The sequence below is a fragment of the Micromonospora sp. AMSO12t genome (assembly GCF_008806585.1).
Lineage (GTDB): Bacteria > Actinomycetota > Actinomycetes > Mycobacteriales > Micromonosporaceae > Micromonospora > Micromonospora reichwaldensis.
Window position 1 is genome coordinate 1 of sequence record NZ_WAAS01000249.1, and the last position, 9,348, is coordinate 9,348.

General features: G+C 73.9%; 9 protein-coding genes. 3 read left to right on the top strand and 6 right to left on the bottom strand.

Annotated elements, in window-relative coordinates; translation table 11 throughout:
* The coding region (locus F6X68_RS26370) for a glycosyltransferase family 2 protein (protein WP_151456811.1) at nucleotides 1-691 on the bottom strand (691 nt) is incomplete at its 3' end.
* 121 nt (nucleotides 692-812) lie between these two features.
* On the opposite strand from F6X68_RS26370, the gene F6X68_RS26375 reads away from it, so the two are divergent.
* Together F6X68_RS26375 and F6X68_RS26380 are read left to right on the top strand one after the other, a co-directional pair.
* The gene (locus tag F6X68_RS26375; protein ID WP_151456803.1) at nucleotides 813-2,978 is read left to right on the top strand and encodes a hypothetical protein; all 2,166 of its coding nucleotides are present in this window, start codon (nucleotides 813-815) and stop codon (nucleotides 2,976-2,978) included.
* 156 nt (nucleotides 2,979-3,134) lie between these two features.
* Nucleotides 3,135-4,733 (top strand): ricin-type beta-trefoil lectin domain protein, encoded by a 1,599-nt coding sequence (locus F6X68_RS26380; RefSeq protein ID WP_151456804.1) that lies wholly within the window; start codon nucleotides 3,135-3,137, stop codon nucleotides 4,731-4,733.
* A 95-nt stretch (nucleotides 4,734-4,828) separates the two neighbouring features.
* Here F6X68_RS26380 and F6X68_RS26385 read toward each other — a convergent pair whose 3' ends face one another.
* From F6X68_RS26385 to F6X68_RS26400, 4 genes are all read right to left on the bottom strand, one after another.
* The gene (locus tag F6X68_RS26385; RefSeq protein ID WP_151456805.1) at nucleotides 4,829-5,419 is read right to left on the bottom strand and encodes a hypothetical protein; all 591 of its coding nucleotides are present in this window, start codon (nucleotides 5,417-5,419) and stop codon (nucleotides 4,829-4,831) included.
* 55 nt (nucleotides 5,420-5,474) lie between these two features.
* Nucleotides 5,475-6,893 (bottom strand): sensor histidine kinase KdpD, encoded by a 1,419-nt coding sequence (locus tag F6X68_RS26390; RefSeq protein WP_151456806.1) that lies wholly within the window; start codon nucleotides 6,891-6,893, stop codon nucleotides 5,475-5,477.
* The gene (locus F6X68_RS26395) at nucleotides 6,886-7,578 is read right to left on the bottom strand and encodes a response regulator transcription factor (protein ID WP_151456807.1); all 693 of its coding nucleotides are present in this window, start codon (nucleotides 7,576-7,578) and stop codon (nucleotides 6,886-6,888) included. Before F6X68_RS26395 ends, F6X68_RS26390 begins: the two co-directional genes overlap by 8 nt.
* Nucleotides 7,579-7,646: 68 nt before the next feature.
* Entirely contained in the window at nucleotides 7,647-8,159 is a 513-nt protein-coding gene (locus F6X68_RS26400) for a hypothetical protein (protein WP_151456808.1), read from the bottom strand.
* Nucleotides 8,160-8,209: 50 nt separating this feature from the next.
* Between F6X68_RS26400 and F6X68_RS26405 the strand changes: the two genes are divergently transcribed.
* Complete coding sequence (locus F6X68_RS26405; protein WP_225852439.1) at nucleotides 8,210-8,455, top strand: PP2C family serine/threonine-protein phosphatase; 246 nt, start codon at nucleotides 8,210-8,212, stop codon at nucleotides 8,453-8,455.
* 78 nt (nucleotides 8,456-8,533) lie between these two features.
* Here F6X68_RS26405 and F6X68_RS26410 read toward each other — a convergent pair whose 3' ends face one another.
* Nucleotides 8,534-9,136, bottom strand: a complete 603-nt coding sequence (locus tag F6X68_RS26410) for a hypothetical protein (RefSeq protein ID WP_151456810.1) — start codon at nucleotides 9,134-9,136, stop codon at nucleotides 8,534-8,536.
* Nucleotides 9,137-9,348: the final 212 nt, after the last annotated feature.

The following is a 9,348-nucleotide window of genomic DNA, read 5'->3' on the forward strand; positions in this document are numbered from 1 at the left end:
CGAGGGGGCGGCGGCGGGTGCGCTCGCGGCCCAGGATCCAGATCGCCTCGACGCCGTCCTTCCAGGTGATCTTCTTGCCCTCTTCGCGGCCCCGCGCGCGGTAGCTGATCGGGACCTCGTAGGGGCGGATCCGCTGGCGCAGCAGCTTGCCGGTGACCTCGGCCTCCATGCCGAAGCCGCGCGAGCGGATGTCGAGCGAGCGGTAGAGCGCGACCGGCATCAGCTTGAAGCAGGTCTCCAGGTCGCCGATGTAGGAGTTGAACAGGACGTTCGCCGCCATCGTGACGCCCTTGTTGCCCATCACGTACCAGAAGCTGTAGGCGCTGTGGCTGCCGAAGGTGCGGTTGCCGTAGACCACCGTGGCCCGCCCGTCGAGCACCGGGTCGAGCAGCTTCGGGATGTCCAGCGGGTCGTATTCCAGGTCGGCGTCGAGAATGACCATGTAGTCGCCCTCGGCGTTGTCGACCGCCGTCTTGATGGCGGCACCCTTGCCGGCGTTACGCTGGTGGGTGATGACCCGCAGGCGCGCGTCGTCGGCCCGACCGAGGACCTCACCGGTGCCGTCGCGGCTGCCGTCGTCGACCACGACCAGCTCGATCTCACACGGGTAGTCGACCGCCAATGCCTGCTTGAGGGCATCCGCGATGCGTTCTTCCTCGTTGTAGACCGGCATGAGGATCGAGAGCTTCACGGGAATCTCCACGGTGGCGACGATATGTCGGCCCTAGCCTAACCTGGCGGTTGACGACGCGGTGTTCAGCACTGCGGGCATTGGGCGCGGCGACCTCAGGTTCATGGTGTTTACTGCCGCCATGTCGGCAGTCGGCTACCCGCTCGCCCTGGCGCCGGTCGCCGCGATCGGACTGCTCGCCGTCGCGCTCCGTCCGGTCGCGGCCGGGACCGTGGCGGGGCGGCGCCTCGCGCTGGTCCGGGCGGCTCTGGTGACCGGGGCGTTCGCGGTGCTCACGGTGGAACTGCTGGGCGTGCTGCGGCTGCTCACCCTGCCGGCGTTCGCCGTGGCCTGGCTGACGTTCCTCGCCGGCGCGCTCGCCGCCGTCGGCTGGCGACGCCGCCGGGACGAAGCGCGCGGCACGGCCGTGGTCGCCGCCGCGCACCGCGCCGTCGAGGCCGTCGCCGCGCCCGAGCCCGCGCTGGTCGGCGCGACGGCCGGCCCGGCCGTCGGCGCTCCGCCCCCTCCTCCTCCGCCGCCGGCCGCCACGCGCCACGTCGCACCCCGCCACGCCGGCTGGTGGACCCGGCTGGCTGACGCCTGGCGTACGGCGGGTCGGGGTGAACGGCTGCTCGCCGGTACGGTCGGCGGGCTGCTGCTGGTCGAGTTGCTGATCGCCCTGCTGGCCGAGCCGAACAACTTCGACTCGCAGACCTACCACCTGCCGAAGGTGGAGCACTGGGTGGCGCAGGGCGGCCTGGACTTCTGGCCCACCGCCATCCACCGGCAGGTGACCATCCCGCCCGGCGCCGAGTACCTGCTGCTGCACCTGCGCCTGTTCACCGGCGGGGACGCGCTGCACCACCTGGTGCAGTGGGCGGCCGGCGTCGGCGTACTGCTGGCGGCCACCCGGATCACCGCGCAGCTCGGCGGGGGGCGGCGGGCCCAACTGCTGACCGCGTTCGTGCTCGCCACCACCCCGATGGTGGCGCTCCAGGCGACCAGCACCCAGACGGACCTGGTCTGCGCCGCCTGGGTGGCCTGCGCGGCGACGGTGGCGCTGGACGGGCTGCGCCGGCGCGCCGGGGCCGGGGCGATGCTGGCGCTGGGGGCGGCCACCGGGCTGACCGCGCTGACCAAGACCAGCGGCCTGGTCGCGGTCGGGCCGCTGCTGCTGCTCTGGGGGCTGGCCCAGCTCCGGCTGGCCCGGACCGGTGGCGTCCGGTCGCGGCGGCAGGTGCGTCGGACGGTCGCCGGGTCGGCGCTGATCCTGCTGGTGGCGGTGGCGGTGGTCGGGCCGTTCCTGGCCCGGGTGACCGCCGAGTTCGGGCATCCGCTCGGGCCGCCCCGGCTGCGCGAGTCCATTCCGATGGAACGGCACGACCCACCGTCGCTGCTGGTCAACGCGCTGCGGATCGCGCACACCGCGTTCGACACGCCGCTCGCGCCGCTGCGTCGGGCGGGTGCCGAGGCGATCGTCGGCGCTGCCGGGATCATCGGGGTGGACCCGCAGGACCGGGCCACCACCTTCGGGCGGGAACGGTTCCCGGTGCCGTCGTGGTACCCGGACGAGGACCGGGTGGCCTTCCCGCTGGCCGGGGCGCTGGCGGCGATCGGGGCCGCGTACGCGCTGGCCCGGCCCGGTCGGGTCGCCCCGGCGCAGGCGGGTCCGCTGCGCGCGTACGCGGTCGTCGTGGTGGCGGCCGTGCTGCTGCACACTGCCATGATCAAGTGGCAGCCGTGGGGGAACCGCCTGCTGCTCTACGCGCTGGCGCTGGCCGTACCGCTGGCGGGGCTCTGGCTGGACGCGCTGTTCCGGCGCCGGGGCGGCGGCGCGGGTGGACGGCGGCCGGTGGCGGCCGGGCTCGCGGTGAGCGTGCTGGCCGGCTGCGCGCTGGCCGGGGTGCTGGCGGTGTCGTACGGCTTCCCGCGCCGGCTGGTCGGGGCGGGCTCGGTCTTCACCACCTCCGACTGGGACACCCGGTTCCTGCGGCGTCCCCAGTGGGCGGAGGAGTTCCGCTGGGCCGCCGGGGCGGTACGCGCGGCGGACGCCCGCCGGATCGGCCTGGTGCAGCAGAACGACAACTGGGAGTACCCCTGGTGGCTGCTGCTGCGCGGCGCGGACGGCCGCCCGCCGGAGCTGGTGGCACTCCAGTCGGTGCTGCCCGGGCGCCCGCCGGCCGACCCGGCCTCGGTGGACGCCATCGTCTGCACGGGCAGCCGGCCGGCGTGCACGGCGCTGGTGCCGGCGGGCTGGCGCGTGCAGTTCCGGGGCTACGTGGGCTACGCCCTCCCGCCGGGGAGCTGACCCGTCGGGAAGCCGACCACCGCGCGATTCGACCGGATCGCCCGGTTCTGCACTCTGCGCGCAACGATTACGAGACGCATTCACATACTTCGAAGCCGACGCTACCTTCTGGTAACTCGATCGACGTCCCGCGATCGAGCCGAAAGGAGTGCGTCGATGCTTGGTTCCTCTGCCAGGCGCGAACGCGCGACCCGACGACGGGCCCTCACCGTCGTCGCCGCCGCCGCTCTCGTCCTGCCGATGCTCGCCGGAACGGCCTCCCCCGCCACCGCGGCCGACCGTCCGGCCGTCCAGCCGCTTCCCGCCAACCTGGAGACGATCCGCGCCGCCGAGGCCACCGCGCTCTACGGCACGCCCGCCGTCCGCCCCATCGAGCAGCGCCGCACCGCGCTGATCACCATGGGCGACAGCGAGATCTCGGGCGAGGGGGTGGGCAACTACGTGCCCGGCACCCACGAGCCCGGCAACTGGTGCGACCGCTCGTACGACCAGGCGGTGTTCCGCACCGGCCTCACCGCCGACGAGAAATACAACATCGCCTGCTCCGGCGCGACCCCGTGGAACCTGATCCGGGGCGGGCCCACCCAGCACAACGAGCTGAACCAGGGCGACCACCTGGCCGTCAAGGCGCGCAACACGCACATCAAGCTGATCTGGGTGGTGGTCGGCGCCAACGGCGACGGCACGATCCAGTTCGGCCCGGTCGCCACCGACTGCGCCGTCCGCCGGGTCCTCCTCCAGGGTGCCTGCCACCCCACCTACACCGACCAGTGGAGCGTCCGCACCGACGGCAGCCGGCGGGCGGTCGAGGACGCGCTCACCGACATCCGGCAGACCATGACCGGCGCCGGCTACCTGCGCTCGGACTACGAGCTGGTGCTGATGTCGTACCCGAGCCCGGGCAGCCCGGACGTCGAGGACAACCCGAACTTCCCCGGCTGGTACGCGGGCGGCTGCCTGCTCTACCTGGCCGACGCCGCGTTCGCCCGGAACAAGGCGGTGCCGATGTTCGAGTCGGCGCTGCGGGCGGCGGCGACCAACACGGGCACCCGCTACCTGGACGCCAGCCGGCTCTTCCACGGCCACGAGGTGTGCACCGACAGCACCTCCGTACGCGGCCTGTTCATCGAGATCGGCGTCTGGGACGAGAACGCGGCCCGGCAGTCGTTCCACCCGAACAAGCGGGGGCACGGCATGTTCGCCCAGTGCGTCACCCAGTTCGTCAACTCCGGGCGGCAGCGGGCGACCTGCGTGGACCCGGCCAGCACCGGCAACGGCGTGCTCTACGACGGGCTCTTCGAGTTCAAGCAGCTGCGCAACTCCGCCACGGGCACCTGCGTCGACGGCAAGGGCTACGACTCGCGCAACGGCACCCCCCAGCAGTCGTACGGCTGTCACGGCGGGCGCAACCAGGGCTTCTGGTACGACCCGACCCGCCAGTCGCTGCACTCGGAGCTCTCCCACGACCGCTGCCTGGACGTCTCGGGCGGATCGCTGAGCGCCGGCACGGCGGTCAACATCCACGACTGCCACGGCGGCGCCAACCAGAAGTTCGTGCTGGCCGGCAACCAGATCCGGACGGCCGGCAACGTCAACCTCTGCCTGGCGTTCGACAACCCGCTGCTGGGCACCCCCCGGCTGCGCCTGGCCGCCTGCTCCACCAGCAGCCGCCAGCAGTGGTCCTTCGAGTCCCGCAACTTCGCCAACCCGGTCGGCTACGGGCACGACGACTTCATCGGCTCCCGCGTCTACTGAGTCGCCCGCGTGAGCGGTGCCGCCCTCCCCGGGTGGCACCGCCCGCGCTGACCGGCGTGGCGTGGCCCGCCGTCACCGACGGGCCACATGCACACCTACTTCTGCCGGGCCGGCACGACGACCAGGCGGGCGACCCCGCCGTCACCCTCCTTGGCACCGGCCACGCCGACCGTCGTGCCGACCTTCACGTCGGCGGACCGGATCGTCGTGCGACGCTCCACGACGCGCAGCTTGTCGCCGAAGGTCCAGGTCATGGTGAAGCCGTCGGCGGACTTCACGGTCATCGAGTCGCCGTCGACGGCGGTCACCTCGCCCCGCTGCACGGCGACGGTCCGCGTACCGCCGTCCTTCGTCCGCACCACGGCCTCGCCGTGCAGGGCGTCCCGCCGCAGCAGCACCCGGGCCTGCCGGCGCTCGCGGCGCTCCTGGGCGCGTTCCCGCCGCTTCTCCCCGGCCGCGCCCGGCGACGCCTCCGGCGAGGCGGGTGCGGCCAGCGGCTCGACGTCCAGGTCGCCGGCGTCGAAGCCCAGCGCGGCCAGCGCCTGCCCCTCCGCGCCCAGCGCCGCGGCGACCTCGACGGCGGTCTCCCGGGCCGGCTGACCGGCCGGTCCGGCGGCACCGCATCCGCCGACGCCGAGCGCGACCGCCGCGAGCAGCGTGGTGGTGGCGATTCCCCAACGTGCCATGGGTCTCCCTCTCGTCCGTGGAATCCCAGCCTCCCGCCCACCGGCGAGCGGCGGGTCAGAGCGATGTTCGGATCCGGTAAGGATCCGGGGGCAGCCGGACGGTGAACGCGGCGCCGCCCTCCGGCGCGTGCCCGGCCGCGACGTCCCCGCCGAGCCGGCGGACCAGGCCGGCGGCGAGCGCCAGCCCCAACCCGCTGCCGACCTTGCGCACCCCCCGGTAGCGCTGGTGCAGGGCGCCGCGCTCGAAGGCGACCGCCAGGTCGTCGTCGGTGAGGCCCGGTCCGCCGTCGCGGACCTCGACCACGCCGCCCGCCAGCGGGTCCGCGCCGGCTGCCCGGACCGCGAGCACGATCGGCGCCCCCGGCGGTACGACCCGCAGCGCGTTCTCCAGCAGCCCGTCCACCACCTGCCGGATCCGGCCCGGATCGGTGTGGACCGGCACCGGCGCGTCCGGGACCTCCGCGCGGAACGGCACCCCCACCTTCGCGCACCGGTCGGCCCAGGTCCGGCCCGCGTCGGCGGCCAGCCGGGCGAGGTCCACCGGCACCGGTTCGAGCGGGAAGTCGGCGGCCTCCAGCCGGGCCAACGCCAGCAGGTCGCTGACCAGCCGGTCCAGGCGCTGCGCCTCCGCGAGCACGGTACGACCCGCGTCGGGCGCGTCCGCCGGCCCGATCACCCCGTCGGCCAGTGCCTCGGCGTAACCCCGGATCGCGGTCAACGGGGTGCGCAGCTCGTGCGAGACGGAGAGCAGGAACTCCCGCTGCCGGCCCTCGCTCGTGGCCAGCGCGGCGGCCAGCCCGTTCAGCGCGTACGCCAGGTCGGCCACCTCGTCGGGCGGCTCCACCGGCACGCGTACCGCCCGGTCCCCGGCGCGCAGCCGGGCGGCGGCGTCGGCGGCGCGCCGGATCGGTCGGGCCAGCCGGCGGGCGAGGAGCAGCCCGGCGGCCACCCCGGCGGCGAGCCCGGCCAGCAGCGGCAGCCAGAGGCTGGGCACCACCTGCCGCCACGGCGCGGTGGGCCGGGAGCGGATCAGCACCACCCCGTTGCCGCCGGGCAGGGCGCGTCCCTCGATCAGCGTGCGCCGGCCGTCGAGCGGGCGGCGGGTCGACACGTTGCGCCCCTCGGCGACGCGCCGCACCACCCTCGGCGGCAGGCCGGGGCGCTCGGCCACCCCGCCCCGCACGAGGTACGCGTCGACGCCCTGGGAGTTCAGCTGCCGGACGATCCGCTCCTCGTCGGCGGTGCGCCCGGTCTCCAGCCTGGGACGCAGCACCGCGGCCGCGAGCCGGGCCTGGGCGGCCAGCGCCTCCTGGTCGCGTCGTTCCACGCCGCGTACCGCCAGGGGCACCGCGACGATCGCGGTGACCAGCACCGAGACCAGGGCGACCGCGCAGGTGACCAGCACCGCGCGGGAGGTCAGCGTCCGGCCGGGACGGTGCCGCGGCGCCGGCGGCGCGTCGGTCGGCTCAGCCATCGGCGGAGTACCCGACGCCCCGGTGGGTGCGGATCACGCCCGCCGCGCCCAGCTTCGCCCGGACCTGTGCGACGTGCACGTCGACGGTCCGGGTGCCGGCATGCGCCGCGTAGCCCCAGACCCCGGCGAGCAGCTCCTCCCTGGTGAAGACCCGGCCCGGCCGGGCCATCAGGTGCGCCAGCAGGTCGAACTCGGTGGAGGTGAGCTGGACCGGGGTGCCCGCGGCGGTCACCGTGCGGCGGGTCGGGTCGAGGGCCACCGCGCCGACGACCCGGGGCAGGCCCGTGCCCTCGGGCGTCCCGGCGGTGCGTCGCAGCACCGCCCGCACCCGGGCGACCAGTTCACGGGGGCTGAACGGCTTGGTGACGTAGTCGTCCGCCCCCAGTTCCAGCCCGACGACGCGGTCCACCTCGTCGTCGCGGGCGGTGAGGAAGATGACCGGCGTCCAGTCGCCGGCCTCGCGCAGGCGGCGGCAGACCTCGGTGCCGGTCAGCGCGGGCAGCGCGATGTCGAGGACGCAGGCCACCGGGCGCAGGCGGCGGGCGGCGGCCAGCCCGGCCGCCCCGTCCCGTTCCAGGTGTACGCCGAAGCCGTCCCGGGTCAGGTAGAGCCGGACCAGGTCGGCGATGGCCGGCTCGTCCTCCACCACGAGGACGAGCCCGCGAGGCGCGGCGTCGACGGTCACCGGCCCATGATTGCCGACCCGGTACCGCCGCGCGGGTCAGCGGATGTTCGGATTCGGTAAGAAGACGGTCAGCGCACCACGGCGGGCCGGAAGGCGACGGGCCGCGCGACCGGCGGCACCTCGCCGATGGTGGCGACGAGCCGCTCCCGGGGCGTCCGCAGCCGGGTCCGGAAGGCGTGGTTGAGCAGCGCGTCGAGCTGCCACACCTGCTTCGGGTGGCGGGTGCGGATGAGGAACCGCTCGCGGATCCCGTCGATCGCGGTGGCGGCCATCTCGACCGACTGCAGGCGCGGGTCGGGGCTCCAGGTGACGTTGCTGAGCTCCCGCAGTTCCGTGTTGAGGTGCAGGCGCAGCCGGTGCAGCACGCGGGTCTGCTGGGTGACGACCAGCCGTCGGTGGGTCAGCAGGAGCAGATACTCGCCGGCCATCGGGCGGTCCGGCCGGGCGCACCGGGTGACGAGGATGGTGGCGTCGCCGGAACCGACGCAGCGTCGGAAGACCGGCATGTGCCGGGTGACGGTCTGCACCGCCAGCCCGGCCTCGGAGGCGGCCGGGAGGAACGTTCGGGAGAAGACGTCCATGCCCTGCCCAACGAGGCGCGACCTGGGGTGACGTGGGTCACGCGGGATTTTTGGAACTTCCACGTGACGAGCCGGAGGCGGACCTGCTCGCGGTGTCGCTGCGCCCCGGCGACGTCTGGCTGCTCTGCACCGACGGCGTCAGCGACCAGGTCGACTATCACCTGATGCGGGAACTCCTGGCGGCACCGCGACCGGAGGAGGCAGTGCGGGACCTGCTCCACGGCACTCTGGAAGCCGGCGGCGACGACAACGCCACCGCCGTGATCGTCAGGGTCCACGCCACGGCCCCCCGCTGAAGGGGTCCACCCGCCGCAGACGCCGCTGGCCGGCACCCCGAGGTGGGGTGCCGGCCAGCGGCGATTCGGCTACTGCTGTCAGCTGTTCCAGTGCTCGGCCACCAGGTCGGCGGCCTGCTGCTCCCACTGGGCGTAGTGGTCGGGGTATGCCGACACCTGCACCGTCTGCGCGGCCTTCGTCAGCGGCATGTCCTGCCACCCGTCGACCTGCTTCAGACCCTTCAGGAACGCCATGGTCGAGTACTCGGGGTCGGTGATCTGCTCGATCGTGCCCCACCCGCTGGACGGACGCTGCTGGAACAGGCCCTGCGAGTCGTGGTCGTTGCGGTCACCGAGGTGACCCAGGTTCTCCAGCTTCGACTCCTGCAGTGCGGTGGCGATGGAGACCACGGCGGCCCGCTCGTCCATGCCGGCCTTCTTCGTCGCCGCGATGATCGCCTTCACGTTCGCGACCTGCTCGTCCGACAGGTCAACGTGCGACTGGGCGCCCTGCACGCCGTGCGGGATCAGCTTGGCCTTGTCGACCGACGGCTTGTCGGCCTGCACGGCCACCGCCACCGCCGTGGCGTCCACGGACGGGGCACTGGTGTGGGCGGTGTCGGTCATCGGGCCGGCGAACACACCACCAGCGAACGCGAGACCAGCAACACCAAGAACGCTCTTACGAATGATCGTGTTCATCAGAAACGCTCCATTCGGGGGTTGGCACCCACACCGAGGGGGATCGGCTTCACGCGGATGCAAGCACCGTCGGCGCTCATACGAACTCAAGGGGATCTCCAGCGAAACCTGGAGAGGATCTCCGACGATCAAGCCGGAGGAAAGATCAGATCGGCCCTGCCGGCCGGATGTCCGACCCGTGCGGGCCGGAGGGGGGCCGGGCTGTTGCGCGG